Source organism: Comamonas sp. 23 (assembly GCF_049601575.1).
Taxonomy (GTDB): domain Bacteria; phylum Pseudomonadota; class Gammaproteobacteria; order Burkholderiales; family Burkholderiaceae_C; genus Comamonas; species Comamonas squillarum.
Genome location: NZ_CP187127.1, coordinates 366,910 through 392,757, shown reverse-complemented (window position 1 = coordinate 392,757; position 25,848 = coordinate 366,910). Strand labels below are relative to the sequence as shown.

The 25,848-nt window shown below is 65.1% G+C and carries 25 protein-coding genes; 11 read left to right on the top strand and 14 right to left on the bottom strand.

Annotated elements, in window-relative coordinates:
* Window positions 1-6: 6 nt before the first annotated feature.
* From narH to ACPEE1_RS01525, 7 genes are all read right to left on the bottom strand, one after another.
* Window positions 7-1,530 (bottom strand): nitrate reductase subunit beta, encoded by a 1,524-nt coding sequence (gene narH / locus ACPEE1_RS01555; protein WP_116927488.1) that lies wholly within the window; start codon window positions 1,528-1,530, stop codon window positions 7-9.
* Entirely contained in the window at window positions 1,527-1,886 is a 360-nt protein-coding gene (locus ACPEE1_RS01550; protein WP_165841242.1) for a cupin domain-containing protein, read from the bottom strand. The genes narH and ACPEE1_RS01550 overlap by 4 nt, the downstream gene beginning before the upstream one ends.
* 25 nt (window positions 1,887-1,911) lie before the next feature.
* Window positions 1,912-5,718, bottom strand: coding sequence for a nitrate reductase subunit alpha (locus tag ACPEE1_RS01545; protein ID WP_116927486.1), 3,807 nt, complete (start codon window positions 5,716-5,718; stop codon window positions 1,912-1,914).
* A gap of 39 nt (window positions 5,719-5,757) precedes the next feature.
* Window positions 5,758-7,194 (bottom strand): MFS transporter, encoded by a 1,437-nt coding sequence (locus ACPEE1_RS01540; RefSeq protein ID WP_116927485.1) that lies wholly within the window; start codon window positions 7,192-7,194, stop codon window positions 5,758-5,760.
* A 34-nt stretch (window positions 7,195-7,228) separates the two neighbouring features.
* A complete protein-coding gene (locus tag ACPEE1_RS01535) occupies window positions 7,229-8,497 on the bottom strand; it encodes an MFS transporter (RefSeq protein WP_182344191.1) in 1,269 nt (422 codons plus the stop codon).
* Window positions 8,498-8,703: 206 nt separating this feature from the next.
* Window positions 8,704-9,903, bottom strand: a complete 1,200-nt coding sequence (locus tag ACPEE1_RS01530; protein ID WP_021025310.1) for a threonine ammonia-lyase — start codon at window positions 9,901-9,903, stop codon at window positions 8,704-8,706.
* 78 nt (window positions 9,904-9,981) lie between these two features.
* Entirely contained in the window at window positions 9,982-10,647 is a 666-nt protein-coding gene (locus ACPEE1_RS01525; protein ID WP_116927501.1) for a TenA family protein, read from the bottom strand.
* A gap of 132 nt (window positions 10,648-10,779) precedes the next feature.
* On the opposite strand from ACPEE1_RS01525, the gene ACPEE1_RS01520 reads away from it, so the two are divergent.
* From ACPEE1_RS01520 to ACPEE1_RS01505, 4 genes are all read left to right on the top strand, one after another.
* Complete coding sequence (locus tag ACPEE1_RS01520) at window positions 10,780-11,145, top strand: RidA family protein (RefSeq protein ID WP_182344195.1); 366 nt, start codon at window positions 10,780-10,782, stop codon at window positions 11,143-11,145.
* A 234-nt stretch (window positions 11,146-11,379) separates the two neighbouring features.
* Window positions 11,380-12,687: a C4-dicarboxylate transporter DctA gene (locus ACPEE1_RS01515; RefSeq protein WP_312988902.1), complete on the top strand. Its 1,308-nt coding sequence runs from the start codon at window positions 11,380-11,382 to the stop codon at window positions 12,685-12,687.
* A 4-nt stretch (window positions 12,688-12,691) separates the two neighbouring features.
* Window positions 12,692-13,378: a GntR family transcriptional regulator gene (locus ACPEE1_RS01510; RefSeq protein WP_021025306.1), complete on the top strand. Its 687-nt coding sequence runs from the start codon at window positions 12,692-12,694 to the stop codon at window positions 13,376-13,378.
* Window positions 13,378-14,004 carry a pseudouridine synthase gene (locus ACPEE1_RS01505; protein WP_260718494.1) on the top strand — a complete coding sequence of 209 codons (627 nt, stop codon included), beginning with the start codon at window positions 13,378-13,380 and terminating at the stop codon, window positions 14,002-14,004. Before ACPEE1_RS01510 ends, ACPEE1_RS01505 begins: the two co-directional genes overlap by 1 nt.
* A gap of 19 nt (window positions 14,005-14,023) precedes the next feature.
* On the opposite strand, the gene ACPEE1_RS01500 is transcribed toward ACPEE1_RS01505, so the two are convergent.
* Window positions 14,024-15,190, bottom strand: coding sequence for a hypothetical protein (locus ACPEE1_RS01500; protein WP_423935030.1), 1,167 nt, complete (start codon window positions 15,188-15,190; stop codon window positions 14,024-14,026).
* 177 nt (window positions 15,191-15,367) lie between these two features.
* Between ACPEE1_RS01500 and ACPEE1_RS01495 the strand changes: the two genes are divergently transcribed.
* The 3 genes from ACPEE1_RS01495 (at window position 15,368) to ACPEE1_RS01485 (ending at window position 16,964) form a co-directional block, all read left to right on the top strand.
* On the top strand, window positions 15,368-16,039 hold the full coding sequence (locus tag ACPEE1_RS01495) for an ankyrin repeat domain-containing protein (protein WP_409935117.1): 672 nt from the start codon (window positions 15,368-15,370) through the stop codon (window positions 16,037-16,039).
* A 263-nt stretch (window positions 16,040-16,302) separates the two neighbouring features.
* Window positions 16,303-16,512: a hypothetical protein gene (locus ACPEE1_RS01490; protein WP_116927500.1), complete on the top strand. Its 210-nt coding sequence runs from the start codon at window positions 16,303-16,305 to the stop codon at window positions 16,510-16,512.
* A gap of 113 nt (window positions 16,513-16,625) precedes the next feature.
* The gene (locus ACPEE1_RS01485; RefSeq protein WP_116927477.1) at window positions 16,626-16,964 is read left to right on the top strand and encodes an RNA recognition motif domain-containing protein; all 339 of its coding nucleotides are present in this window, start codon (window positions 16,626-16,628) and stop codon (window positions 16,962-16,964) included.
* Window positions 16,965-17,057: 93 nt separating this feature from the next.
* Here ACPEE1_RS01485 and ACPEE1_RS01480 read toward each other — a convergent pair whose 3' ends face one another.
* Complete coding sequence (locus ACPEE1_RS01480) at window positions 17,058-17,993, bottom strand: LysR family transcriptional regulator (RefSeq protein WP_116927476.1); 936 nt, start codon at window positions 17,991-17,993, stop codon at window positions 17,058-17,060.
* Between the two features lie 123 nt (window positions 17,994-18,116).
* Between ACPEE1_RS01480 and ACPEE1_RS01475 the strand changes: the two genes are divergently transcribed.
* From ACPEE1_RS01475 to ACPEE1_RS01465, 3 genes are all read left to right on the top strand, one after another.
* A complete protein-coding gene (locus ACPEE1_RS01475) occupies window positions 18,117-18,896 on the top strand; it encodes an SDR family oxidoreductase (protein WP_116927475.1) in 780 nt (259 codons plus the stop codon).
* Window positions 18,897-18,939: 43 nt separating this feature from the next.
* Window positions 18,940-19,209: a hypothetical protein gene (locus tag ACPEE1_RS01470; RefSeq protein ID WP_021025328.1), complete on the top strand. Its 270-nt coding sequence runs from the start codon at window positions 18,940-18,942 to the stop codon at window positions 19,207-19,209.
* 272 nt (window positions 19,210-19,481) lie between these two features.
* A complete protein-coding gene (locus ACPEE1_RS01465; RefSeq protein ID WP_423935029.1) occupies window positions 19,482-20,843 on the top strand; it encodes a glycerophosphodiester phosphodiesterase family protein in 1,362 nt (453 codons plus the stop codon).
* A gap of 48 nt (window positions 20,844-20,891) precedes the next feature.
* Here the strand turns inward: ACPEE1_RS01465 and ACPEE1_RS01460 are convergent, their stop codons facing one another.
* The 3 genes from ACPEE1_RS01460 to ACPEE1_RS01450 all read right to left on the bottom strand — a co-directional run bounded on the left by ACPEE1_RS01460 (window position 20,892) and on the right by ACPEE1_RS01450 (window position 23,262).
* Window positions 20,892-21,605 carry an amino acid ABC transporter permease gene (locus ACPEE1_RS01460; RefSeq protein WP_116927472.1) on the bottom strand — a complete coding sequence of 238 codons (714 nt, stop codon included), beginning with the start codon at window positions 21,603-21,605 and terminating at the stop codon, window positions 20,892-20,894.
* Window positions 21,602-22,369 carry an amino acid ABC transporter permease gene (locus ACPEE1_RS01455; RefSeq protein ID WP_116927499.1) on the bottom strand — a complete coding sequence of 256 codons (768 nt, stop codon included), beginning with the start codon at window positions 22,367-22,369 and terminating at the stop codon, window positions 21,602-21,604. Before ACPEE1_RS01455 ends, ACPEE1_RS01460 begins: the two co-directional genes overlap by 4 nt.
* Before the next feature lie 68 nt (window positions 22,370-22,437).
* Window positions 22,438-23,262, bottom strand: a complete 825-nt coding sequence (locus tag ACPEE1_RS01450; RefSeq protein ID WP_116927471.1) for an ABC transporter substrate-binding protein — start codon at window positions 23,260-23,262, stop codon at window positions 22,438-22,440.
* Between the two features lie 250 nt (window positions 23,263-23,512).
* On the opposite strand from ACPEE1_RS01450, the gene ACPEE1_RS01445 reads away from it, so the two are divergent.
* The gene (locus ACPEE1_RS01445) at window positions 23,513-24,118 is read left to right on the top strand and encodes a hypothetical protein (RefSeq protein ID WP_133248225.1); all 606 of its coding nucleotides are present in this window, start codon (window positions 23,513-23,515) and stop codon (window positions 24,116-24,118) included.
* A gap of 46 nt (window positions 24,119-24,164) precedes the next feature.
* Here the strand turns inward: ACPEE1_RS01445 and ACPEE1_RS01440 are convergent, their stop codons facing one another.
* Window positions 24,165-25,514: a type II toxin-antitoxin system HipA family toxin gene (locus ACPEE1_RS01440; RefSeq protein WP_423935028.1), complete on the bottom strand. Its 1,350-nt coding sequence runs from the start codon at window positions 25,512-25,514 to the stop codon at window positions 24,165-24,167.
* A gap of 3 nt (window positions 25,515-25,517) precedes the next feature.
* On the bottom strand, window positions 25,518-25,787 hold the full coding sequence (locus ACPEE1_RS01435) for a helix-turn-helix domain-containing protein (RefSeq protein ID WP_116927469.1): 270 nt from the start codon (window positions 25,785-25,787) through the stop codon (window positions 25,518-25,520).
* Window positions 25,788-25,848: the final 61 nt, after the last annotated feature.

Genomic DNA, 25,848 nt, shown 5'->3' with positions numbered 1-25,848 from the left:
CTCTCCTCACAGGCTCGCCTGGATCGGGATGGTGCGTTTTTTCTCGCTGCCGAACAGGCTGGTGTCGGTCACGCCTTCGCTGCAACCGTTGCCAAACGAGAAGCCGCAGCCGCCGCGCACATTGAAGGCGTTCTCGGCATATTCGCGGTGCGTGGTGGGGATCACAAAGCGGTCTTCGTAATTGGCAATGGCCATGGTCCGGTACATCTCCTCGGCCTGGGCCACCGTCAGCTCGGCCTGCTGCAGTGCGGCCTCGTTGGGCAGGCCATCGACATGCTTGCCGCGCTGGTAGGCGCGCATGGCCAGCATGCGCTCCAGCGCGCGCACCACCGGCACCGTATCGCCTGCGGTGAGCAGGTTGGCCAGGTACTTGACGGGGATGCGCAGCTGGTTCACATCGGGCAGCTCGCCATTGGCGCTCACATGGCCGGCCTGGGCGGCGGCGGTGATGGGAGACAGCGGCGGCACGTACCAAACCATCGGCAAGGTGCGGTACTCGGGGTGCAACGGCAGGGCCACCTGCCAGTCCACCGCCATCTTGTAGACGGGGCTGCTCCTGGCCGCGATCAGCCAGGCCTCGGGGATGCCATCGGCCCGCGCCTGGGCGATCACTGCCGGGTCGTTGGGGTCGAGGAAGATATCGAGCTGGGCCTGGTACAGGTCCTTGTCCTGGGTGACGCTGGCCGCTGCTTCGATGCGGTCTGCGTCATACAGCAGCACGCCCAGGTAGCGGATGCGGCCCACGCAGGTTTCGGAGCAGACCGTGGGCTGGCCCGCCTCGATGCGTGGGTAGCAGAAGATGCACTTCTCGGCCTTGCCGCTTTTCCAGTTGTAGTAGATCTTCTTGTAGGGGCAGCCCGAGACGCACATGCGCCAGCCCCGGCATTTGTCCTGGTCGATCAGCACAATGCCGTCTTCCTCGCGCTTGTAGATCGAGCCGCTGGGGCAGCTGGCCACGCAGGCGGGGTTGAGGCAGTGCTCGCACAGGCGCGGCAGGTACATCATGAAGGTGTTCTCGAACTGGCCGTAGATGTCCTTTTGCACCTCGTCAAAGTTCACATCCTTGCTGCGCTTGCTGAACTCGCCGCCCAGGATCTCTTCCCAGTTCGGGCCCCAGACGATCTTGTCCATGCGCTGGCCGGTGATCAGGCTGCGCGGCCGGGCCGTGGGCGCTGCCTTCATCTCCTTGGCAGTTTGCAGGTGCTCGTAGTCGAAGGTAAAGGGCTCGTAGTAGTCGTCGATCTCGGGCAGGTTGGGGTTGGCGAAAATCTTCATCAACAGCTGCCATTTGCCGCCCTGGCGCGGCGCGATGGAGCCATCGGCCTTGCGGACCCAGCCGCCATTCCAGCGGTCCTGGTTTTCCCATTCCTTGGGGTAGCCGATGCCGGGTTTGGTCTCGACGTTGTTGAACCAGGCGTACTCGACGCCGGGGCGGTTGGTCCAGACGTTCTTGCAGGTGACGCTGCAGGTATGGCAGCCGATGCATTTGTCCAGGTTCAGGACCATGCCGATTTGTGCGCGAACCTTCATGTTGGGTTCTCCGTGGGGGTTGGTGTGGGGGTCGGTGCGAAAAGCATGACCAGGGCCGATGCGGCCTCCTGGGCATGCACAGCGTGGGGCTCGCCCGCGGCGATGTGGCAAAAGTCACCCGGCGCCATGGCCAGCTGGCGGCCCATGGTCTCGAAGACGAAGCGCCCTTCGATGCACTGGATCACCATGCGCTCTGGCACCTGGTGGCTGTGCAGCGACTGGCCGGCCTGCAGCACCAGGCGGAAGATCTGCAGACCGGGATCGCGCACCAGGGTGTACGAGCGCGCCTCGCCCAGCGCGGCCGCCAGGGGCCGCGCCGAGAAGACGGCGCCAGCAGGGGTGTGGGTCAGTGCCATGGCGGGGACTCCTTCTGCGTGGCGCTCAGGGGTTCTCGCCCTGGGCCTGGTAGGCGGCGGCCAGGTGGTCATCGCGCGGCGTGTCCAGCCAGTCCACCTTGGCCATCTTGCGCACCACGACGAACTCGTCGCGGTTGGTGCCGATGGTGCCGTAGTAGTTGAAGCCGTAGCTGTACTGCGCGTAGCCACCGATCATGTGCGTGGGTTTGAGCACAATCCGCGTGACAGAGTTGTGGATACCGCCGCGCACGCCAGTGATCTCGCTGCCGGGCGTGTTGATGATCTTCTCCTGCGCGTGGTACATCATCACCATGCCGGGTTTGACCCGCTGGCTGACGACCGCCCGCACGGCCACTGCGCCGTTGAGGTTGAACATCTCCATCCAGTCGTTGTCCTCGATGCCGGCGCGCTGGGCGTCCTCCTCGCTGATCCAGGCCACCGGCCCGCCCCGGTTGAGCGTGAGCATCAACAGGTTGTCGGTATAGGTGCTGTGGATGCCCCATTTCTGGTGCGGCGTGATGAAGTTCAGCTGGATCTCGGGGTGGCCATTGGGCTGGATGCCCTGCATGCCGGCCGTGGCCTTCATGTCCACCGGCGGACGGTAGCTGGAGAAGCCCTCGCCAAAGGCCACCATCCAGGGGTGGTCCTGGTAGAACTGCTGGCGGCCGGTGAGGGTGCGCCATGGGATCAGCTCATGCACATTGGTGTAGCCGGCGTTGTAGCTCACGGTCTCGCTCTCGATGCCGCTCCAGGTGGGCGAGCTGATGATCTTGCGCGGCTGCGCCTGGATATCGCGGTAGCGGATCTTCTCGTCCTCGCGGTAGATCGCCAGGTGCTTGTGCGCGCGGCCGGTCACCTTCTCCAGCGCCTCCCAGGCCTTCACCGCCACATGGCCATTGGTCTCGGGGGCCAGCTGCAAAATCGTCTCACAGGCATCGATATCGCTCACGATGCGCGGGCGCCCCTCGGTCACGCCCGGCTCGGTGGTCAGGCCATTCAACTGGCCCAGCTGCTCAACCTCGGTGCCGGTCTGCCAGCCAATGCCCTTGCCGCCATTGCCCAGCTGGTCCATCAGCGGGCCCAGTGCGGTAAAGCGCTTGTAGGTGTTGGGGTAGTCACGCTCCACCACGGTCACCTGCGGCGCGGTCTTGCCGGGGATCAGCGCGCATTCGCCCTTTTTCCACTCGGCCACGCCATAGGGCTGGGCCAGCTCGGCGGGGGTGTCGTGCATCAGCGGGGTCAGCACGGTGTCGCGCTCCACGCCCAGGTGGCCCACGCAGACCTCGCTGAAGGACTGGGCAAAGCCCTTGTAGATCTCCCAGTCCGAGCGCGATTCCCAGACCGGATCGACCGCGGCCGACAACGGGTGGATGAAGGGGTGCATGTCGCTGGTGTTGAGGTCGTTCTTCTCGTACCAGCTGGCCGTGGGCAGCACGATGTCCGAGTACAGACAGGTGGTGCTCATGCGGAAGTCCAGGGTGACCAGCAGATCGAGCTTGCCCTGGGGCGCATCGGCATGCCAGGTCACCTCTTCGGGCTTGGCGTCATCGGGGCCCAGGTCCTTGCCCTGCACGCCGTTGTCGGTGCCCAGCAGGTGCTTGCAGAAGTACTCATGGCCCTTGCCGCTGGAGCCCAGCAGGTTGCTGCGCCAGACAAACAGGTTGCGCGGCCAGTTCTCGGGCGCATCGGGGTCTTCGCAGCTCATCGCCAGGCTGCCGCTTTGCAGGCCTTGGGCCACATAGTCGCGCGGCGCCAGGTTGGCGGCATCGGCGGCGGCCGCTATCGACAAGGGGTTGGTCTTGAGCTGCGGCGCGCTGGGCAGCCAACCCATGCGCTCGGCGCGCACGTTGTAATCGATCATGCTGCCGCCGTACTGGCTGCGGTCGGCCAGGGGGCTGACGATCTCTTCAAGGCCGAGCTTCTCGTAGCGCCACTGGTCGGTATGGGCGTAGAAGAAGCTGGTCGAGTTCTGCTGGCGCGGTGGGCGTGCCCAATCGAGCGCAAAGGCGAGCGCCGTCCAGCCGGTCTGCGGGCGCAGCTTTTCCTGGCCCACATAATGCGACCAGCCGCCGCCGCTTTGGCCCACGCAGCCGCAGAGCATCAGCAGGTTGATGACGCCCCGGTAGTTCATGTCGCAGTGGTACCAGTGGTTCATCGCCGCGCCGATGATGACCATGGACTTGCCCTGGGTCTTGTCGGCATTGGCGGCAAACTCGCGCGCCACCAGGGTGATCTGCTCGCGCGGCACGCCAGTGATGCTCTCGGCCCAGGCGGGCGTGTAGGCGGCATCGTCGTCGTAGCTGGCAGCGCCGCTGCCCAGGCCCCGGTTGATGCCGTATTGCGCGGCCTGCAGGTCGAACACGGTGGCCACCAGGGCCTCGTGGTATTCGCCCTCGCTGCCCAGGCGCAGGCGCACGGCCGGCACCTTGGCGCGGCTCACATCGCCTTGCTGTTCGTTGGCGGTGAAGTGCGGCGTGGCAATGCCGCCAAAGTAAGGAAAGCCGACATCGACAATCTCATGGGCCTGGCTGCCATCTTCCAGCACCGAGAGCTTGAGGCGGACCTCGTCGCCATGGCGCGCTTCCTTGGACTCCAGGTTCCACTTGCCCGCGTCGCCCCGGCCCTCGGCGCCCCAGCGAAAGCCGATCGAGCCATGGGGCAACACGGCGCGGCCCTGGCTGTCAAAGGCCATGGTCTTCCACTCGGGGTTGTTGTCCTGGCCGAGCTTGCCGTTGAAATCGCTGGCGCGCAGGTAGCGGCCAGGCACCTGCACTACGCTGCCATCGGCCAGGGTCTTGCTCTCGAGCAGCACCAGCATCGGCAGGTCGGTGTAGCGGCGCGCGTAGCCGTCAAAGTAGTCGCTGCGCTTGTCGAAGTAGAACTCCTTGAACGCCACATGGCCCATGGCCATCGCGAGCGCCGCATCGGTGCCCTGCTTGGGGTGCAGCCAGACGTCGGAGAGCTTGGCCACCTCGCTGTAGTCGGGGGTGACGGCCACGGTCTTGGCGCCCTTGTAGCGCACCTCGGTGAAGAAGTGGGCATCGGGCGTGCGCGTCTGCGGCACGTTCGAGCCCCAGGCAATGATGTAGCTGCTGTTGTACCAGTCGGCCGATTCGGGCACATCGGTCTGCTCGCCCCAGACCTGGGGGCTGGCCGGCGGCAGGTCACAGTACCAGTCGTAAAAGCTCATGCAGACGCCACCGATCAGGCTCAGGTAGCGGCTGCCGGCCGCGTAGCTGACCATGCTCATCGCCGGGATCGGCGAGAAGCCAATGATGCGGTCCGGCCCGTGTTGCTTGATGGTGTAGACGTTCGCAGCGGCCACCAGCTGGTTGACCTCGTCCCAGGTCGAGCGCACAAAGCCGCCCAGGCCACGCACCTGCTGGTAGTCGCGGCGCGCGGCATCGTCCTGTGCAATCAGGGCCCAGGCATCGACCGGCGTTTTGGCCACCTGGAGCGCCGCGCGCCAGCGCTCGAGCAAGCGGCCCCGCACCATCGGGTACTTGACCCGGTTGGCGCTGTACAGGTACCAGCTGTAGCTGGCACCCCGGGCGCAGCCACGCGGCTCATGGTTGGGCATGTCCCAGCGCGTGCGCGGGTAGTCGGTCTGCTGGGTTTCCCAGGTGACGATGCCGCCTTTGACATAGATCTTCCAGGAGCAGGAGCCCGTGCAGTTGACGCCATGCGTGCTGCGCACGATCTTGTCATGCGCCCAGCGGGCGCGGTAGGCGTCTTCCCAGGTGCGGTCTTCGCCGGTGGTGCGGCCGTGGCCGCCGGCAAAGCTCTCCTTGGGCAGGCGAAAGTGGGTGAGTCGGTCGAGGAAATGGCTCATAACGGTTCTCTTTCTCGTGGGGTCCAGGCTCTGGGGCCTTTAGCAGGGCATCGCGGCGTTGCGGCGGGCATAGCACCACCAGGTCACCACGGCGCACAGCAGATAGAAGGCAGAAAAGACCCACAGCGCGGCCTCGGGCCCGCCGGTGGATGCGATCGAGCTGCCATAGCTCTTGGGAATGAAAAAGCCGCCATACGCACCCAGTGCGCCGGCAAAGCCGACGGCGGCGGCGCCCAGCACATTGCCTTCCTTGAGGGCGGCGGCCTGCGAGGCCGCATCCTTGCCTGCGCCTTGCGTGGCCAGCTGGTTGAAGATCACGGGGATCATGCGGAAGGTGGAGCCATTGCCGATGCCGGTGGTGACAAACAGCACCAGGAACATCAGAAAAAAGCCGGTGAAGCTGCCCGCTTGCGGCCCCCAGGCCAGCGCATAGCTGCCCGTGCCCTTGGGCAGAAACCACAGCACGCCCAGCACGGCCAGCGCCATCACCAGAAAGTTCCAGAACGTGACCACGCCGCCACCGACCTTGTCGGCCAGCCAGCCACCAAAGGGCCGCACCAGCGCGCCCACCAGCGGGCCCAGCCAGGCGTAGGCCAGCGGATTGACGGCGGGGAACAGGCCCTTGATCAGCAGCGGAAAGCCGGCGGCAAAGCCGATGAAGGAGCCAAAGGTGCCCAGGTAGAGCAGGCACATGATCCAGTTGTGGGGCTGCACAAAGATGGCGGCCTGCGCGGCCACTGAGGCCTTGGCATCGGCCACATCGTTCATCCCGAACCAGGCAACGACCGAGGTCAGCGCAATCCAGGGCACCCAGATGAAGGCAGCGTTCTGCATCCAGACCTCGACCTGCACCCCGCCCTGGGTGATGGTCTGCGGCTCACCGCCAAAGATGCCCAGCAGACCGACGGTGACGACGATGGGGCTCAGGAACTGCACCACCGACACGCCCAGGTTGCCCAGGCCGGCATTGACACCCAGCGCCGAGCCCTTGCGGTCCTTGGGGAAGAAGTAGCTGATGTTGGCCATGCTGGAGCTGAAATTGCCCCCGCCCAGGCCGCACAGCAGCGCCAGGATCAGCATCGTCGGGTAGGGCGTGGCCGGGTCCTGCACGGCCATGCCGATGCCGATCGCCGGGATCAGCAGGCTGGCAGTCGAGATCGCCGTCCAGCGCCGGCCGCCCACCAAAGGCACCATGAAGGAGTAGAAGATGCGCAAGGTGGCGCCCGACAGCGCAGGCGCGGCCGCCAGCCAGAACAGCTGGTTGGTGGAGTACTGAAAGCCCAGGCCCGGCAGGCTGACGGCGACCACGCTCCAGACCTGCCAGACGGCAAAGGCCAGGAACAGCGCCGGCACGGAGATCCACAAATTGAGCTTGGCGATGGCCTCGCCCTCCTTTTCCCAGAAGGCCTTGTCCTCCGGGGTCCAGATCGTCAAGGTGCTGCCGCGGCGCGGCGCAGAGGGGGTGTTGCTTGTCATGGAGAGTCTTTCCAGCAGAAATCGATGGCGGCTGTCACGCCTTGCGGCCCGCAGCGGGGCCCATCACATCGGTGCGGCGCACCTCGGTCCAGTACATCCAGATCAGCGAGACCCAGACCACGCCATAGAGCAGCATGAAAGCGCTGGAGCGCAGGCCCGTCAGATCGAGCAGCAGACCGAACAGGATCGGCAGCACAAAGCCGCCCAGGCCGCCGGCCAGGCCCACGATGCCGCTGATGGCACCGATGTTGTCGGGGTAGTCGTTGCCGATGTACTTGAAGACGCTGGCCTTGCCGAACGCAAAGGCCACGCCCAGCACACCCATCAGCGCGGTGAAGCTGTAGACGTTCAGGCCCAGGTGGAAGGTCTGGGGGCCGTTGACCGTGGCAACGGTGAAATCGGTCTGCGGGTAGCTCAGCAGGAACAGGCAGATCCAGCTCACCCACATCACCCACCAGGTGACCTTGTGGGCGCCGTATTTGTCGGACAGCACACCGCCAATGGCGCGCAGCACGCCGCCGGGCAGCGAAAAGCAGGCCGCGAGCAAGGCGGCGACGCGGATGTCCAGGCCGTACTCGCCCACGTAGTACTGCACCATCCACAGCGCCAGCGCCACATAGCCACCAAAGACGATGCTGTAGTACTGGCAGTACTTGAGCACGCGCGGGTCCTTCAAGGCCTGCAGCTGGTCGACAAAGCGGACGTTGCTGGCCACCAGGTGGCGCGGGTCATGCGCGCTGAACAGCCAGAACAGCACCACGGTGCCCGCCAGAATGGCCGCGTAGACCTGGGGCACCAGCGCCCAGCCGCCCGCCACCAACAGCGCCGGCGCAAGAAACTTGTTGACGGCCGAGCCGGAGTTGCCCGCGCCATAGACGCCCATGGCCATGCCCTGGCGGCTCTTGGGAAACCAGCGCGCCACATAGGGCGTGCCCACCGAGAAAGAGCCACCGGCGAGGCCGACAAACAGGCCGATGACGAGGAACTGCCAGTACTGCGTGGCGTAGGCCATGAGCCAGACGGCCGGCACGGTGACGGCCATCAGCACGGTCATCACGGTGCGGCCGCCAAAGCGGTCCGTCCAGATGCCCAGCGGCACCCGCACCAGCGAGCCCGAGAGCACCGGCATGGCGGTGAGCAGGCCAAACTCGGTCGCGTTCAGGCCCAGTTGCTGCTTGAGCGGGATGCCGATGACGCCGAACATCATCCACACCATGAAGCAGACCGTGAAGGCCAGCGTGCTGACGGCGAGCACGCTCCAGGCCTGGCGCGAGACAGCGGGAGGGGCAGTGGCGGAATCCATGGTGGGGGCAGATGTTGTTGGTCTGCCTCTACTGTGCTGCGCCAGCGCGCAGCGCACCATCCACCGGTTAGCGCATCAGGCCGCGCCGCAAGAACGATGGCCTGCGCCCTGCCATCGTTCTGAAGAACTATGGCGCCGCTTTTCTCGGCAGCGCCTGATGTGCATCAAACCGGCCATGCAGCCTGGCCGGCATGATGCCCGGTTGCTCAGGCCAGATCGACCTGCATGCCCACGGCGCGCAGCTTGTCCACCACCTCATCGATATGCGCCTTGCTGCGGGTCTGCAGCACGATGTCGATCTCGGTGTTTTGCGCGGCCAGCTTGGTGAAGGCGCGCTGGTGGTGCACCTCTTCGATGTTGGCGCCCGCCTCGGCCACGATGGCCGTGATGCGTGCGAGCATGCCGGGCACATCGCGCGAGCTGATGCGCAGGCGTGCCAGCCGCCCCGAGCGCACCATGCCGCGCTGGATGATGGAGGCCAGCAGCAGCGGGTCGATATTGCCGCCCGACAGCACCAGGCCCACCTTCTGGCCGGCAAAGCGCTCGGGGTAGCGCAGCAGCGCCGCCAGCCCCACCGATCCCGCGCCCTCGACCAGGGTCTTTTCAATCTCCAGCAGCATCAGCACCGCCTGCTCGATATCGCTCTCCTCGACCAGCACCAGGTCGTCCACCGTGCGGGCGACGATCTCGCGCGTGATCAGGCCGGCCGTCGCCACCGCAATGCCTTCGGCCATCGTCGAGACGCCGACGGGCAGGTCCTGGTGCTGCACCGCATTGACCATGCTGGGAAAGCGCGAGGTCTGCACACCCACCACCTGGATGCTGGGCTTGACCGCCTTGGCGGCGGTGGCCATGCCGGCAATCAGGCCCCCGCCGCCGACGGCGACCAGCAGGGTGTCCAGGTCGGGCTGGTCTTCGAGCATCTCCAGCGCCAAGGTGCCCTGGCCGGCTGCAATGTCGGCATCGTCAAAGGGGTGCACAAACACCAGCTTCTGGTCCTCGGCCATCGCATAGGCATGGGCGCGGGCCTCTTCCAGCGTGTCGCCATGCAGCACCACCTCGGCACCAAAACTGCGCGTGCGCTCGACCTTGACGCCCGGCGTGAAGCGCGGCATCACGATCACCGCCCGCACACCCAGCTGCTGCGCATGGTAGGCCACGCCCTGGGCATGGTTGCCCGCGCTCATCGCAATCACGCCCCGTGCGCGCTGCTCGGCGTTGAGCTGCATCAGCTTGTTGCAGGCACCGCGCTCCTTGAAGGCCGCCGTGAACTGCAGGTTCTCGAACTTGAGGTAGACCTTGGCGCCCACGATCTGGGACAGGGTGTGGGAGTACAGGCACGGCGTGCGCTCGACCTTGCCTTGGATGCGCTGGGCGGCGTCGCGGATGTCTTGAATGCTGAGCATGGGATGACTCGCTGGAGGGTGGGCCGCCCGGCCAGGGGGCGGCAGTGGTGATGGGTGCCGTATCCGTGTTGCCGGGCGTCAGTCGGCGCTGGGCGGCTGGTAGACATGGTCAAAAAACGCCTGCTCCAGCGCCACCGCGCGGCTGAAATAATCGGCCGCCTCGGCACGCACGTCGGGCTCGATGCTCTCGCCCATGCGGTCGAGCTCGGCGCGCAGCCAGCCGACAAAATCGCGGAAGAAGTCATTGGCGTGCAGGCTGATCCATTCGGCATGTTCAAAGCGCGGCGGCAGGCGCTGGCCGGGCTGGTCAAAGCCGTCCAGGTACAGGCCTTCGGCCACGCAGAGCACGGCCAGGCAGTTGGCGTATTTCTGGCTGCGCGCAGCCTGCCCCATCAGCGCCTGGAACTGCACGGTAGGCAGCGTCAGCGGCGGCGTATCGCGCTCCTGCTGGGACACGTCCAGCGCGTCAAAACTGCGCTGAAAGTAGGTGTTCTCGTCGCTGGTGATCATCGCCGCAAACTGCGCCAGGCGCACGCGCGGCGCAAAGCTATCGGCGCTGGCGATGGCCGCGCCCAAGAGCGCCACGAACTGGTTGATGAACTGGTAGTCCTGCACCAGGTAGCGGCGCAGCACCGCATCATCAAGGCTACCGGCCCGCATCTCGTCAATGAAGCGGTGCTGGATGCAGGCATCCCAGACGGGCTGGTTCAGCGCTTGAAGCGATTCGGAAAAACGGTCGGTCATGGTGGGCGGCAGGGGCTGCAACGGCAAAGAGGGCCATTGTGCCGCAACAGCCTTGTGCCTGCGTACCACCCTTGTGATGCGCTATGATTTTTGCACATCCCCACCCTCTCCCTCTGTTACCGAAAGACGAGCATGACCTCTGCCATCGACCGCCGCCATGTCGGCGCCCGCCTGTCCGAAATCGCCATCCACAACGGCACCGTCTACCTGGCCGGCCAGATCCCCGAGAACAACCCCGGTGCCGATATCGTCACCCAGACCCAGGAAGTGCTGAGCCATATCGACCGCCTGCTGGGCGAGGCCGGATCGAGCAAGGCCAGCATCCTGCAGTGCCAGATCTACCTGACCGACATCAGCGAGATTGGCCAGATGAACAGCGTCTGGGACGCCTGGGTGACCCCCGGCCACACGCCGCCCCGCGCCACCGTGCAGGCCACGCTGGGCAACCCGGCCTACAAGATCGAAGTGGTGGTGGTCGCCGCCGTCGACAAGGCCTGATCGGGGCGCGCTGGCCCTGCCCAAGAACCTGTTCTAAGGCTGCGCTGAACGCAGCATTCCTTGCATACAAAGCCTGTCTTGCAACTTGCATGGCAGGCTTTTTGCTTGTGTCTCCCAGGCTGCACAAGTCGGTGAACGCTCACGGGTAATCCCTGTTCACTGATCGGTATGTGCATGGGTACATTTTGCATACAAGAAATTTACAACTTGTATACAAACCGAAAAGGAATGCGTATGCGTCGTTTTGTCAGATCGCTGTTCGGGCAGGTGGTGGTGGCTCTTATCGTAGGGGTCCTCATCGGCCTGCTGGCGCCGGAGTGGGCCATCAAGCTCAAGCCTTTGGGCGATGGTTTCATCAAGCTCATCAAGATGATCATCCCGGTGCTGGTGTTCTGCGTGGTGGTGCATGGCATCGCGGGCGCAGGCGACCTCAAGCGCGTGGGCCGGGTCGGCGTCAAGGCGCTGATCTACTTCGAGGTGCTCACCACCATTGCACTGGTGTTGGGCCTGGTGCTGGCCTTTGTGTTCCAACCTGGTGCAGGCATGAACGTGGACCCGAGCAAGCTCGATGCCTCGGCCATGAGCGCCTACGCCAGCAATGCCGACAAGCTGACCAGCGGCGGCACGGTCGATTTCCTGATGAAGCTGATCCCCACCACCGTGGTGCAGGCCTTTGCCACCGGCGACGTGCTGCAGGTGCTGCTGTTTGCCGTGCTGTTTGGCTGCGGGTTGACCATGCTGGGCGAGCGCGGCGCGCCGGTGAGCCTGCTGATCGACACCATGTCGCATGTGCTGTTCAAGGTGATGGGCATCATCATCAAGCTCGCGCCCCTGGGTGTGCTGGGCGCGATCGCCTTTACCGTCGGCCAGTACGGCGTGGGCTCGCTCAAGCAGCTGGGCATGCTGGTGCTGCTGTTCTATGTGGCCGTCGCCTTCTTTGTCTTCGTGGTGCTGGGCTTTGCGATGCGCGTCTCGGGTTTCAGCCTCATCAAGCTGCTGCGCTACCTGCGTGAAGAGCTGATGGTGGTGTTTGCCACCACCTCGTCGGACAGCGTGCTGCCCCAGATCATGGCCAAGCTGCGCCACCTGGGCATCCGCGACTCCACGGTCGGCCTGGTGATCCCCACCGGCTACTCCTTCAATCTGGATGCGTTCTCGATCTACATCACCTTGGCGGCGGTCTTCATTGCCCAGGCCACCAATACGCCGATCTCGATGACCGACCTGCTGACCATCCTGGCCATTGCGCTGGTCACCTCCAAGGGCGCGCACGGCGTGCCGGGCTCGGCCATCGTGGTGCTGGCCGCCACCTTGCATGCGATCCCCGCGATCCCGGCCATCGGCCTGGTGCTGGTGCTGTCGGTGGACTGGTTCATGGGCATTGCCCGGGCGCTGGGTAACCTGATCGGCAACTGCGTGGCGACCGTGGCGATTGCCTCCTGGGAAGGCGATATCGACCGCGAGCGCGCCCATAAGGTGCTCAATGGCGAGAAACTACCGCAAGACACGGCACAATCGGAGCTGTCTACACCCCACGCCTGAGCCCATGACTGCTGTCAGCCCCACCACCATTGCAGAACGCGTCGTCGAAGCCATCCTCGCGCAGAAGCTCTCGCCCGGGGAGCGCCTGGGAGAGCAGGCGCTGGCAGACAACTTCTCGGTCAGCCGCACCTTGGTGCGTGAGGCGCTGATGCAGCTGCAGGCGCGCGGCTTTGTGCAGGTGCAGCCGCGCCGGGGCTGGTACGTGGTGCAGCCCAGTGCCGAAGAGGCACGCGACGCCTTCGCCGCCCGGCGCATCATCGAGGCGGGCATCCTGGAGACCGCAGGCCGCCCGATGCAGCAGGTGATCCGCCAGCTGCGCCTGCATATCGACGAGGAGCAGCGCGCGATCCAGGGCGCCGACGCGGCCACGCGCGCCTTTCTGCTGGCCGATTTCCACGTCTGCCTGGCCGAGAACATGGGCCACCGCCTGCTGGCCGATACCCTGCGCGACCTGACCGCCCGCACCACGCTGGCAGCAACGCTCTACCAGTCCGACCACAGCGCCGAGCAGTCCTGCGCGGACCATGCCAGCATTGTCGAGGCGCTGGAGCGGGGCGACGCCGAGCAGGCCCGCGCACTGATGCTGGCCCATATCGGCAACGTCGAAGAAGCGTTGGAGACCACCCCTCCGCCCCCGGAGACTGCGCCTGGCGAGCGCCTGCGTGCCACCCTGAGCCCCGTGCAGCGCTGATGCCCGAGCCACGCATGCGGCCGCGCAAGAGCGGCGGGCCGGGCCGACTCCTCAAGCCTGCCAGGCCCGCAAGCCCGGCCGGCCCGCCCCGGCTGCTGGGCTTTCACAAGCCCTATGGCGTTGTCAGCCAGTTCACACCCGAGGGGCGCTGGCAAGGCCTGAAAGACTTTATCGACGTGCCCGGCGTCTATGTCGCTGGCAGGCTCGATGGCGACAGCGAAGGCCTGCTGCTGCTGACCAACGACGGCCAGTTGCAGGCCCGCATTGCCGACCCGCGCCACAAGATGGCCAAGACCTACTGGGTGCAGGTCGAAGGCATTCCCGATGCCGCCGCCTTGCAGCAGCTGCGCGATGGCGTGGACCTGAAAGACGGCAAGACCCTGCCGGCGCAGGTGCGCATGCTCGACCCGCAGCCTGCGATGTGGCCGCGCCACCCGCCGATCCGCGTGCGTCAGAGCGTGCCCGATTGCTGGATCGAGCTCATCATCCGCGAAGGCCGCAACCGCCAGGTGCGGCGCATGACCGCTGCCGCCGGCCACCCCACCTTGCGCCTGGTGCGCATGGCCATTGGCCCCTACTCGCTCGCTGGCCTGGAGCCCGGGCAGTGGACGGATCTGGCGCTGTAAAAAGTCGCCGCGCCAGGCATCATTGCGCCAGCAGCGGCAATGCATCCAAAGCCTCTTGCCCCGAGGGAAGGGCCACCGCCTGCCAGCCACCACGCCGGGGCCAAGGCCGGTAGTGCGCCAGCGGCAACACCTCCACCTGCTCGATCTGCCCTTGCAGCTGCGCGCCCAGCGCCTGCAAGGCCTGGCTGCGCTGCTGCGCGCAGGCCTGCACCTGCGCCCACTGCGCGCGCCGCTCGGCCGCGCTGAGGGCCGCCATCGCATGGGGCGCTGGCAGGCATTGCGCCGCAGCCAGCCAGCGCAACGCGCTGAGGTCGCCCGCGCCCAGTTGCTGCAGCTGCTGGGCATAGCGCTGCAGCCCCTCCGGCTCCAGGCGGCCCGCCAATTGGATGTCGAGCACATCGCCTTGCAGCCGGTAGCGCGCTGGCAGGGCGGCGGTCCAGTGGCTGCTGCCGTGGCGGCTACGCATGCTGGCAGCAATACGGCGGCTGCCCTGCACCAGCAGTGGTTGCACCAGCTCCAGCAGGGCCACATCGCGCAGGCGGGCTTGTTCCGGGTTGCGGGCAGGCGCCAGCTGAATGCGGATGGGCTGGCTGTCATAGCCGCGCCATTGCAGGCCCCAGGCCTGCAGCCCGGCCCGGTCGGGCGCCATCAGGCCCATGGCCAGCGCCGCTGGCACAAAGGCGATCGCCGCCCAGATCCACCATTCGGGCGACATGCGGCGGGCATTCCAGGCCTGGCCCTGCCGCAGCAGCGACCAGCCGGTGCTCAACTGCCCCAGCAGCCAGACCACCACCAGCACCACGATGGCGCCGGCCAGGCCCGTGCCCATCTGCAGCATCTCGGCCGGGTGCAGGCCCTCGGGCAGCACAAACAGGACCATCCAGCCGCAGGCCGTCGCCAGCAAGGCCGCCAGCATCGCGTAGAACGGCAGCCACACGGGCGTACGCAGGCGCCCGTCCTCCATCCGCAACGCCGGATCGCGCAGCGCGCGCCGCCCTTCCAGCATCCAGCCGATGCGGCCCGCTTGCGACAGCAGCACAAACACCAGCCCGCCTGCGGCCACTGCTATCAGCAGCGGCAACCACAGCCACAGCAGCAGCACGCCCAGCGCCGCCATCAGCACACCGCCCAGTACCAGCAGCGCCGCATGGCCGCGCTGCCGCCTTCCCTCTTGTCTCCAACCCATGGACCTCTGCACTCCCTTGTCTCTCATCTCCACCGGCATCCGGCATTCCTGTGCAAGAATGCCCTTTCGCACCCACTAAGCCTGCAAGACCAGCTATGGTTTTGGGAGTATATGAACTGGAGGGGATGGACGCGGCTGCCATACCCCCGCTGTAAGAACCTGTTCAAAGGAAACCCCATGCGCCCCTTGCTCAGCCTCTGCCTTGGCCTGGCCTTTCAACTGACGCAACCCCCTGCCCACGCACAGAACATGACCACGCTCGCCCTGCACCAGGCAGCGGCCGCCAACAACGGCAGCCGCATCCAGCAACTGCTGCAAAACGGTGGCGCCAGCGCCCTCGATGCACGCGATGCCCAGGGCCGCACGCCGCTGCTCGTAGCCACCCAGAGCAACCAGGTGGCAGCGGCCAAGGCCTTGATCGAGGCCGGCGCCGATGTGAATGCCAAGGACCACATCGAAGACAGCCCCTACCTGTACGCCGGCGCACGCGGCCACCAGGAGATCCTGCAGATGACGCTGGCCCATGGCGCCGACCTGCGCAGCACCAACCGCTATGGCGGCACCGCGCTGATCCCGGCAGCCGAGCGCGGCCATGTCGAGACCGTGCGCACCCTCATCAACGCCGGCGTCGATGTGAACCATGTCAACCGCCTGGGCTGGACGGCGCTGATGGAGGCCATCGTGCTGAGCGATGGCGGCCCGCGCCACCAGCAGATCCTGCAGCTCTTGATCGATGCCAAGGCCGATGTCAACCTGGCCGACAAGGAGGGCGTGACACCGCTGGCCCATGCCCGGCAACGCGGCTATAGCGCGATGGTGGAGATGCTGACAGCGGCCGGTGCGCGCTGAGGCGCAACGTTGTTTTATGCAATACGTTAATAAAAATTAGACTTTTTATAACTATTGCTTTATAGTGAACACCGTCTGAGAGGTATTTGCCGCTGTGCAAGCCTCTTTTTCCCGCTGGTGGGTGGCAGGGCTACTTCCAGCGTTCTTGGCGACATTCGCCTGGTTGGTCTGCAGAGCAGCAGTCAACCGCGTACCTACACGCTCACACAGGCTGCCCAAGCCCGTGATCCTGATTGATACCCATTTCTAAGACTTTTATTTCCATCGGGAAGTACCTCGTTTCCCCGTCGACCCACCAAGCGCCCAATGGCCGCTTTGGCGCCTCCTTCTCCTTCCAGCGATCACCGGGCAATGGCAGCTATTGCCGGGTATTCCGCTTCGACAAGACATTCGCCTCTGCAGAAGCGGCGCGCATCTTTGCAGTGACCCAAGGCTGGCTGCAGTCATCCATGCCCAAGCCTCCGGTCTGCTGACCGCGGGGTGGCAACACCACCCCTCCCATTCCTTGGCGACATGGCCTGGTCTGTCCAGTCCGCCGCCACTCCATGTGCACCCATGGTGCAACTTCTTTCAGAAAGGCTCTGACATGAGCAGCAAAATTTATGTGGGCAACCTGCCCTATTCCGTGACCGATTCCAGTCTCCAGGACAACTTCTCCGAATTCGGTTCGGTGACCTCCGCCAAAGTCATGATGGACCGCGATACCGGTCGCTCCAAGGGATTCGGCTTTGTCGAAATGGCCTCGGCCGATGTGGCCCAGGCAGCAATCGACGCGCTCAATGGCAGGTCGGTCGACGGACGCCAGATCGTCGTCAACCTGGCCCGCCCCCGTGAAGAATCCAGAGGCGCGGGTGGCTACAGCAACTCGGGCGGTCGCTCCGACGTGGGCTACGGCCAAGGCGGCTACGGCGGTGGCCGTTACTGAGCGCATCGCATCTTGAAGACCCGGCTGTCGTAGCCGGTTCGATCAGGCCTTACAAAGCGCCTCTCGGTACCGCTGGTACAGAGAGGCGCTTTGTCATGGAGCGGACACGGGGCCGTCCGGGCCGGGCGCAATCGCTCCGGCCTGCGCCAGCAGCTGCGCGATCCAGTCGATGAACACCCGCACCCGGCGCGACAGCTGCGCCCGGTGCAGGTAGAGCACATGCACCGGCAGCGCAGGCGGCGGGTAGCTGTGCAGCACCTGCACCAGCTCGCCCGACTGCAGATGGGCCTGCACGTCATAGCGCGGTATCTGGATCAGGCCCAGGCCCGCCAGCGCGCAGGCGATATAGCTCTCCACATGGTTGGCACCCACAGCCCCGGGCAGCACCATGCTGTGCTCGGCGCCGCCCTCCACCCATTCCCAGGCGGCAGGGCGCCCACTGGTGGGCGAGTTGTAGTGCACGCTCTGGTGGCCTGCCAGGTCAGCCGGTGTCTGCGGCGTGCCCTGCCGGGCCAGGTAGGTGGGGCTGGCGCAGTTGATCAGTTCCATGCTGCCCAGCGCCTTGGCCACCAGCGAGCTGTGGGCCAGCGGTCCCACGCGCAAGGCGCAGTCGATGTGCTCCTGCACCAGGTCCACCGCCCGGTCGCTGGAGCCCAGATCCACCTCCAGCCCCGGGTGCTGCGCCAGCAGCGCTGGCAATGCGGGGGCGACGATCAGCCGCGCCACGCGGCTGGGCACATCGATGCGCAGGCGCCCGGCCACGGCATGCGATTGCGGGCGAAAGCGCTGCTCGAGGTCCTGCATCTCATCAACCAGGCTGCTGGCGCTATCAACCAGCGCCTGGCCATCCAACGTCAGCGCTACCTTGCGTGTGGTGCGGTGGAGCAGGCGCGTGCCCAGCCGGGCTTCCAACTGCTGCACCGCCAGCGACACGGTGGGCCGGGGCAGCGCCAGCTGGTCGGCGGCCTGGGAAAAGCTGCCGGTCGCGGCCACACGCAAAAAGATGCGCAGCAGGTCAATGCGGTCCATAGCCCGGATCCTGCACATTCATTGTTAATAAATTCTGGATAAACATGGAATAAATTCTATATTTATCTTTGTTTCGTGACCAATTACGCTGAACAGCTCTGACCTATCCCCAAGGAGCTTTTCATGTCCAAACCCCAACACAGCCTGCAGGGCAAGACCGTTTTGATCGCCGGCGGTGCCAAAAACCTGGGCGGCCTGCTGGCCACCGACTTTGTCCAGCATGGCGCCAAGGCCGTGGCCATCCACTACAACAGCGCAGCGAGCAAGGCCGATGCCGAGCAGACGCTGGCAGCGCTGCAAAAGCTGGGCGCCAAGGCGGTGATGCTGCAAGGCGACCTGACCACGGCCGCCGCCGTGGAGAAGCTGTTTGCCGACACCGTGGCCGCGCTGGGCCGCCCCGACATTGCGATCAACACCGTCGGCAAGGTGCTGAAAAAGCCGATGGCCGAGATCAGCGAAGCGGAGTTTGACGAGATGGATGCGGTCAACAACAAGGCCGCCTTCTTCTTCTTGAAGGAGGCAGGCAAGCAGGTGAATGATGGCGGCAAGATCTGCACGCTGGTCACCTCGCTGCTGGGCGCCTTCACGCCGTTTTACGCGTCCTACGCGGGCACCAAGGCGCCGGTGGAGCACTACACCCGCGCAGCGGCCAAGGAGCTGGGCGCGCGCGGCATCTCGGTCACCGCCGTGGGCCCCGGCCCGATGGACACGCCCTTCTTCTACGGCCAGGAAAGCGCTGACGCGCAGGCCTACCACAAGAGCGCAGCGGCGCTGTCGCCGTTCAGCCAGACGGGCCTGACCGACATCGAAGACGTGGTGCCCTTTGTGCGCCACCTGGTGAGCGATGGCTGGTGGATCACCGGCCAGACGATTCTGATCAACGGCGGCTATACGACAAAATAAAGCCTGGAGGGCGCCGCCCTCCCACCACCACAAGGAGTTGCCCATGCATATGATTTTGGTCATGCTGACCGGCTTGCTGCTGCTGGCCGTCTTTGCCCTGCTGGGCAAGCTCTGGGGCGCCGATGCGGCCAGCATCGCGCTGGCGGCCAAGTACTTCATCCCCGCCTGGCTGGGGGTCGCGCTGGTCAATATGTGGGTCGGCGTCCACAAGGCCGGCTATACCGTCGCGCAGGAGCTGCCCATCTTGCTCGTCAACTTCGCCGTGCCCGCCGCGCTGGCGCTGGGCCTGGTCTGGTGGCTGGGCCGCGCCTGATCGGCGATTGGACAGAACACCACAGTTGCCGCGCTGCAGCATCGAAAACACTGGGCCCGCTGCCTGCCTTGCACTACGCTGGTGCGTGGAATTGGATGCCTGCAGCGGTTGATGGGGGTGTTCTCTACAGGCGGCAGCAAAGACCGACAAGTGCCTGCACACCTCGCCTGTTGTGAGTCGCAGACGCGCGCTTTACATTGTCACCGTGCCGTCATACCGACCCCGCAGCATCCATCCACTTGCTGATTCACCAACCCTGGGGACAACGGACGATGACAACACACCAATCCACCTTTCGCCTGGCTGCGCTGGGCTCTGCCCTGTGCGGCGCACTGCTGCTGACCGCTTGTGGCGGCGGCGATGATGATCCCAGCTTCAAGACCCTGGACGGCAAACAGCCCCAGGTGATCGCGCACCGTGGCTACTCCGGCATGTACCCCGAGCAGACGCGCATGGCCTACGAAAAGGCAGCAGACGCCGGCGCCGACATGCTGGAGCTGGACATGCACATGACGCGTGACTGCCAGCTGGTGGCACGCCACAACGCCTGGCTGAGCGACAGCACCAACATCGCCGATGTAGCCAAGACCAATTCCGCCGTGGCAGCCCGCAAGCGCACCACGCCCGGCGTGCTGGTGAATGTGAAATACCCCGCCATCCCGGCCAACGGCCCCAGCCAGTACCTGACGGACCTGGTCGAGCCGGGCAACCAGAAGTCGGTGCTCAAGGCGCTGATCGTCGACGGCGAAGACCACAGCAATGACTGGTCGATCAGCGACTTCACGATGCAGGAGCTGCGCGACTGGATTGCCGGCACCACCTTGGACAACCGCGCCGACCGCCCCACCGAGTGGAACGGCAAGCTGCCGCTGATCAGCGCCCAGGATGTGATCGACATCGCAGCGGCCAAGGGCAAGGCGCTGGGCCGCACCATCCCCGTGTATGCCGAAACCAAGAACCCCTACTGGAACAACCAGCAGGCGATCGCCAATGGTTGCGGCAGCGGCAGCCACCCGTTTGAAGATGCGGTGATGGCGCTGCTCGAGAAGAACAAGCTCAACAGCAAGGACTCGGCCATCTACATCCAGAGCTTTGACCCTGAGAGCCTCAAGTACCTGCGCAAGGCCGGCATGACGGCCAAGGGCGTGCAGCTGATCGATGGCAATGACTTCGACCTCAAGGATGGCTCGATGGTCTACATCACCACCGATGAATGGACCTTCATCAGCGGCCGCCCCTACAGCTGGACCCTCGCCGGCGATGCCCGAACCTTTGCCGTGATGCAGACCCCTGCCGGCCTGGCCGAGATCAAGACCTATGCCGATGGCATCGGCCCCTGGAAGCCACAGGTCCTCGCCCATTCTGTCGTGCCGTACAAGGAAGGCGCGGGCTTGAAGGATGTCAACACCCTCAAGGATACGGGCCTGATCGCCAACGCCCACAAGGCCGGCCTGATCGTGCACAGCTTCACCTTCCGCAATGAGGCGGGCCGCCTGGCCGGCATCTACAAGGGTGACCCGGTGCAAGAGTTCCTGGCCTACTACCGCCTGGGCATCGACGGCGTGTTCACCGACTTCACCCCCACCGGCGTGAAGGCACGCGATGCCTACATCGCCGAGCTGAAGAACCAGTAATCGCGGCACTGCAGCATTCACCCAAAAAGGACGCCTGGCGTCCTTTTTTCATGCCCGCATCAGCGGGCCAACTCCGCGTACCAGATGCGGCTGGCTGCGCCGCGCCACGGCCCAGGCCAGCAGGTTGAGCGCCGAGCACATCAGCCAGTAGATGGCGCCCACCAGCAGGAACACCTCGGCCGGGTGCACCATCAGCCGCGCATTGACCTGGGTGGACAGAAAGGACAGCTCGCCCACGCCGACGATATAGGCCAGCGAGCTGTCCTTGATCAGGGTCACCCACTGGTTCACAAACGAGGGCAGCATCACCGCCAGCGCCTGGGGCAGGATGAGGCTGCGCAGCACCTGCCAGCGCGTCAGGCCCAGCGCGGCGCCGGCATCCCACTGGCCCGGCGCAACCGCCTGCAGGCCGGCGGCCACGCCATGGGCCAGGTAGGCGCCGCTGACCAGCGACAGCGCACAGACCACCGAGACGCTGCCCGGCACATCCACGTTGAACAGCACCGGCAGCAAAAAATAAATCCAGAAGATCAGCAGCAGCACCGGAATGGCGCGCAAAAAGCCCAGCACCACCCGCAGGTACTGCAAGGCCCGGCCCCGCCCCATCACCAGCGCAATGCCCAGCGCCAGCCCCAGCAATGCAGACAGCACGCCGGAGACGGCGCTCAGGATCAGGCTCAGCAGCGCACCGCCCGGCGGCCCTTCGGGAAAGGTGCCCAGCAGCAGGTAGCGCCAGTCATCGCCCAGTGCAGCAAAGTTCATGCGCGCCGCACCTCCACCCGGCCCCAACGGCGGCGCTGGGCCAGGTGCTGGCTGAGCAGCTCCAGCCCGATGATCAGCACGATGTAGAGCAAGGTGCTGATGCCGTAGACCTGGAAGGACTGGAAGGTCTCGGCCTCCACCTGGCGCGCCCGGTACGAGAGCTCGGCCAGGCCAATGGCCATGCCCAGCGAGGTGTTCTTGACGATGTTCATGTACTGGCCCATCAGCGGCGAGATGACCCGCGCCAGCGCCTGGGGCAGCACGATATGGCGCAGCAGCTGCCAGCCGCCCATGCCCAGCGAGCGCGCCGCCTGGCTCTGGCTGGCCGGCACGCTGTTGATGCCCGCGCGCACCTCTTCGCCCACATAGGCCGTGGCATAGAACACCATGCCGATGCATGCCGAGAGGAACTCCAGCGACGGCCAGCCCAGGCTGAGCGGGCCCAGCGCCAGGCTGTGTGCCTGGTTGAGCCAGGCCATCCACGCGGGCGGCAGCAGGCTGGGCACGCCAAAGTACCAAAAGAACAGCTGCACCAGGAGCGGCGTATTGCGAAACACCGACAGGTAGCCCAGCGCCAGCCAGCGCAGCGGCGCCCAGGCCGCACTGCGCGCGACCGCAAAGGCTATGCCCAGCACCGTGGACGCTGCCATCACCAGCAGCGACGCCAGCACCGTGGTGCACCAGCCATCGAGCAGCCAGCGCCAGTACTTGGCCGCCAGCAGATGCGGCCACAGCGGCTCCAGCCAGGAGATCAAAAATTGCATAAACACCAACCCCAAAAGGCACAGCCCCGCGCCTTCTCAGACGCGGGGGTTGTGCGGTACCTATGCTGTTATGGCTTGTCGCCGATCTTGAAATTGCGCACCAGCGGTGTCGCGCTCTGCGGCCCGAACCAGGTGTCGTAGATCTTGCCGGCCTGGCCGCTGGCCTCCAGTTCCTTGAGGGCGGTGTTGACAAAGTCGGTCAGCGCAGCCTCCCCCTTGGGAATGCCCACGCCGATGTAGTCGCTCGATATCGTGAACGCCGGCACCTCCCACTTGTCGCGCTCCTTTTTATCCTTGATCGTGGCCAGCAGGCCGACCAGCTTGGGGCCGTCTTGCGAGATGGCCTGCACATTGCCATTGCGCAGCGCAGTGAACGCAAACGGCGTGTCGTCATAGGCCACCAAGGTGGCTTGCGGGTGCTTCTCGCGCAGCACGATCTCATTGGTCGTGCCCTTGTCCACACCGATGCGCAGCTGGTTCAGTTGCGCGGGCGAGGTCAACGTACCCTTGGCCGCGATGAACTGTGTGCCCGAGGCAAAGTAGGGAACGCTGAAGCCCACCTGCTTGGCACGCTCCTCGGTGATCGTGAAATTGGCCAGCACCAGGTCCACCTTGTTCGACAGCAGCAGCGGCACGCGGTTGGCCGGGTTGGTCGGCACCAGCTGCAGCTTCACGCCCAGTCGCTGCGCAAAGGCCTGCGCATAGTCCACATCCAGACCCACGATCTTGCGCGTCTTGGGATCGACAAAACCAAACGGTGGATTGGCATCAAAGGCTGCCACGCGCAGCACCCCCGCCTGCTTGATATCCTGCAGGCGATCGGCCCACACCGCCCCCGATGCCAGCGCTGCCACCGCAGCGGTGGCCACCATCGCCCATGCCTTGTTTTTCATAGCTATGCTTTCTGAGATCCCCACGCCAGGGCACCATGCCCGGGCCAGCGAAAACTTGATTGAGGGCCCAGTGTAGGAATACAGACCGTCGTTGGACAACGACGATTTCATTCAATCGATATGTAGATTTCGCATGTACGACTCGACGACAAAGCACATCGCCCAAGACGCTCAAAAGGCTTTATAAGCAAGGGTGCGCGGCACACCCGATGTCTGCACCTGCCGCCCCATCCCCCAAGAACCACCCACCATGGACCGCAAAACCACCACCAGCGAATTGCGTGCGCAGTTCTTCCCGCAACTTGTGGCCGCCGGCTTTGTCCGCCAGGGCGATATCGCCCGGCGTGTGCTGGACGGTGGCGTGGTGCATGTCGTTGAGGTCCAGCACCGCCCGCGCAGCGCGGTGTTCCAGGTCAACCTGGGCGCCCATCTGCTGGCGCTGGGCGATGTGGCCGGTGGCGCCATGCCCGCGCCGCCGGCGATGCGCGACCATGACTGCACCTGGCGCGGCTCGGTCATCGCCGGCTTTCGCAACGCCGCAGATGCCGAGTTTGCCTATGGCACCAGCGCACAGGAGGCGGCCGAATCAGTGGCCTTTGTAGTGTCGGAATGGCAGCGGCAGTCCCAGGCCTTTTTTGCCCCTTTCAGCGCCTACCCCGCGTCGTTCCTGGCCGCCGCCCGGCTGGCGGCGCAGGACAAGGATATGCACCCCGCCCACCTGCTCACCTGGGCCCGGGTCGCCGTCGTGTTGGGTGAGGCGTTACTGGCGCAATCGATCGCCCAAGCAGCGCTGCCGCGGGTGACGGAGCGCGCTACGGCGCTGCGGGCAAATCTGGAGGGGATCTTGGCGGGTTGAGCTGTGAAGCCTTGGGGCGAGCGCTGTCCTGGATCAACACCGCAGCTCAGTCATGCACCCTGCCCAGGCGGTTCGCGGCGTCTTGCAGGCCTTGGAATATGGCCGTTGACACGCTCTGCGGAAAGTCAGGGGGTAGTTGCTTTTCGGCGCGGGCAATCACGTCCGGTGTCATCTCCACCACTTGGTCGATGATTGCTCGCACATCCAAGCCTTGGGGCGAGCGGATGCCATAGCGCTCGCCCACAGCCTCCCAGTGGCAGCGCATGATCTTGTTCATGTTCCAGTGCGCATTTTTGGAACGCACGGCTATGGCCATGCGCGCCTTGTGGGGCGACAACTTGCCAGGCCCGGCTCCCCAAATGGGGTAGGCCGAGAGCACGTCATACAGCGGCGTCATCTCGAACACGCCCTGGGGCCGCAAAAAGATGCTGAAGTTCTTGGTATGGCCGTCAGTGGCACACAGCATCCAAAACAACAGCTGTGCCATAAAGAACTGGAACCGGTCTGTCCCCGGACTTTTGGATCTCGCCAGCAAGTCCATGATGGTATCGACGCCGGGCCCGCCATCACTCTCGTATTTGAGAATGGGCGAGACACCACTGGCCTGGCACATGTCCTCCTGCGGGATCCGTACCAGGACCTTCTCCTTCCATACGCTCCGGTCAAAGCGTTCAACGGCCAACACCTTCTGGTCTTCAAAGCGCAGCACGTCGCAGGGCGCAATCGGAATCCCAAAGGCGGCCACCAGCTTCGAACACAGCCATTCGTTCTCTACCGAGTGGCGCATGTCGATCTGCATATTGCCAATCAGACCCAGCGGCAATTTCAGGATGTGTGAAGTCGGTGTTGCACCCAGGGGTCTGCACCATTGGCCGGCCCAGTAAAGCAGCGCGGTTTTCTCCTGCGCCCCGGCAATCGAGATCCGGAAATCGTCGTCATCCAGACCGCCATCGCCAGACTGCGTCGGGTTCACCACGGCGCGAACCAGGCGCGCCACGTCCGCCTCGCTCAGCACCTCGTACTGCATCTCCGGTTCTTCGGGGGGCGCCTCACCAGCGGGCAGGATCTGCAAGGCGCCAACGCAGTCTCTGCCAATTTCCCGCAACAGCGCATTGGGGTCTGTAGCGCCTACTTTGTAGCGGCGCGCGATGCGCTCCAAAATCTGCTCGTTGTCCGGCAGCAGGTTCTGGAAATAAAAGCGCACCGCCTCGCCTTTGTGCGGACCATTTCCCGGTGTGAAGGGCAGTGACAAGGACAAGGGCCGGCGCAGAGCCACATCACGCACCCAGGCGTCGTCGTACTGCAAAACATCGCTACCCGCCTCTACGCGCCATGTCCCGACACGGTGGCCGTTCATCCACAGGCCCAGGGCTTTGTTATGGCCAACGCTGCGCATGGCTTACCAGCTATCCAGTGTCTGCAGTTCACGGCCGGTGTCCGGAGACGTGGCCGGGCGGGCGCGCAATACCAGATCCACGCCCAGGATGCCCATCAGCTTCATCAAGCGTTCAGCGCTGACCGACTCGGCATTGCGCTCCATGGCCGAGACCGTCTGCTGGGTGACCCCCAGACGCGTGGCCACATCCGCCTGGGTCAGCTTGGCCGTCTTGCGAAAGGCTTTGAGCAGCGTCGGCAGCTGTGCCGTCGTGCGTACGGTGAATTCGTCCATGGCGCGCTCCTCTGCAAGCAGCAGAAAAACACACTATACGCTGTATTTGTGATTTACAAAA

Bases quoted from the DNA above. Each gene is read 5' to 3' on its own strand.
- narH (WP_116927488.1), bottom strand. From the start codon at position 1,530: ATGAAGGTTCGCGCACAAATCGGCATGGTCCTGAACCTGGACAAATGC.
- ACPEE1_RS01550 (WP_165841242.1), bottom strand. From the start codon at position 1,886: ATGGCACTGACCCACACCCCTGCTGGCGCCGTCTTCTCGGCGCGGCCC.
- ACPEE1_RS01545 (WP_116927486.1), bottom strand. From the start codon at position 5,718: ATGAGCCATTTCCTCGACCGACTCACCCACTTTCGCCTGCCCAAGGAG.
- ACPEE1_RS01540 (WP_116927485.1), bottom strand. From the start codon at position 7,194: ATGACAAGCAACACCCCCTCTGCGCCGCGCCGCGGCAGCACCTTGACG.
- ACPEE1_RS01535 (WP_182344191.1), bottom strand. From the start codon at position 8,497: ATGGATTCCGCCACTGCCCCTCCCGCTGTCTCGCGCCAGGCCTGGAGC.
- ACPEE1_RS01530 (WP_021025310.1), bottom strand. From the start codon at position 9,903: ATGCTCAGCATTCAAGACATCCGCGACGCCGCCCAGCGCATCCAAGGC.
- ACPEE1_RS01525 (WP_116927501.1), bottom strand. From the start codon at position 10,647: ATGACCGACCGTTTTTCCGAATCGCTTCAAGCGCTGAACCAGCCCGTC.
- ACPEE1_RS01520 (WP_182344195.1), top strand. From the start codon at position 10,780: ATGACCTCTGCCATCGACCGCCGCCATGTCGGCGCCCGCCTGTCCGAA.
- ACPEE1_RS01515 (WP_312988902.1), top strand. From the start codon at position 11,380: ATGCGTCGTTTTGTCAGATCGCTGTTCGGGCAGGTGGTGGTGGCTCTT.
- ACPEE1_RS01510 (WP_021025306.1), top strand. From the start codon at position 12,692: ATGACTGCTGTCAGCCCCACCACCATTGCAGAACGCGTCGTCGAAGCC.
- ACPEE1_RS01505 (WP_260718494.1), top strand. From the start codon at position 13,378: ATGCCCGAGCCACGCATGCGGCCGCGCAAGAGCGGCGGGCCGGGCCGA.
- ACPEE1_RS01500 (WP_423935030.1), bottom strand. From the start codon at position 15,190: ATGGGTTGGAGACAAGAGGGAAGGCGGCAGCGCGGCCATGCGGCGCTG.
- ACPEE1_RS01495 (WP_409935117.1), top strand. From the start codon at position 15,368: ATGCGCCCCTTGCTCAGCCTCTGCCTTGGCCTGGCCTTTCAACTGACG.
- ACPEE1_RS01485 (WP_116927477.1), top strand. From the start codon at position 16,626: ATGAGCAGCAAAATTTATGTGGGCAACCTGCCCTATTCCGTGACCGAT.
- ACPEE1_RS01480 (WP_116927476.1), bottom strand. From the start codon at position 17,993: ATGGACCGCATTGACCTGCTGCGCATCTTTTTGCGTGTGGCCGCGACC.
- ACPEE1_RS01475 (WP_116927475.1), top strand. From the start codon at position 18,117: ATGTCCAAACCCCAACACAGCCTGCAGGGCAAGACCGTTTTGATCGCC.
- ACPEE1_RS01470 (WP_021025328.1), top strand. From the start codon at position 18,940: ATGCATATGATTTTGGTCATGCTGACCGGCTTGCTGCTGCTGGCCGTC.
- ACPEE1_RS01465 (WP_423935029.1), top strand. From the start codon at position 19,482: ATGACAACACACCAATCCACCTTTCGCCTGGCTGCGCTGGGCTCTGCC.
- ACPEE1_RS01460 (WP_116927472.1), bottom strand. From the start codon at position 21,605: ATGAACTTTGCTGCACTGGGCGATGACTGGCGCTACCTGCTGCTGGGC.
- ACPEE1_RS01455 (WP_116927499.1), bottom strand. From the start codon at position 22,369: ATGCAATTTTTGATCTCCTGGCTGGAGCCGCTGTGGCCGCATCTGCTG.
- ACPEE1_RS01450 (WP_116927471.1), bottom strand. From the start codon at position 23,262: ATGAAAAACAAGGCATGGGCGATGGTGGCCACCGCTGCGGTGGCAGCG.
- ACPEE1_RS01445 (WP_133248225.1), top strand. From the start codon at position 23,513: ATGGACCGCAAAACCACCACCAGCGAATTGCGTGCGCAGTTCTTCCCG.
- ACPEE1_RS01440 (WP_423935028.1), bottom strand. From the start codon at position 25,514: ATGCGCAGCGTTGGCCATAACAAAGCCCTGGGCCTGTGGATGAACGGC.
- ACPEE1_RS01435 (WP_116927469.1), bottom strand. From the start codon at position 25,787: ATGGACGAATTCACCGTACGCACGACGGCACAGCTGCCGACGCTGCTC.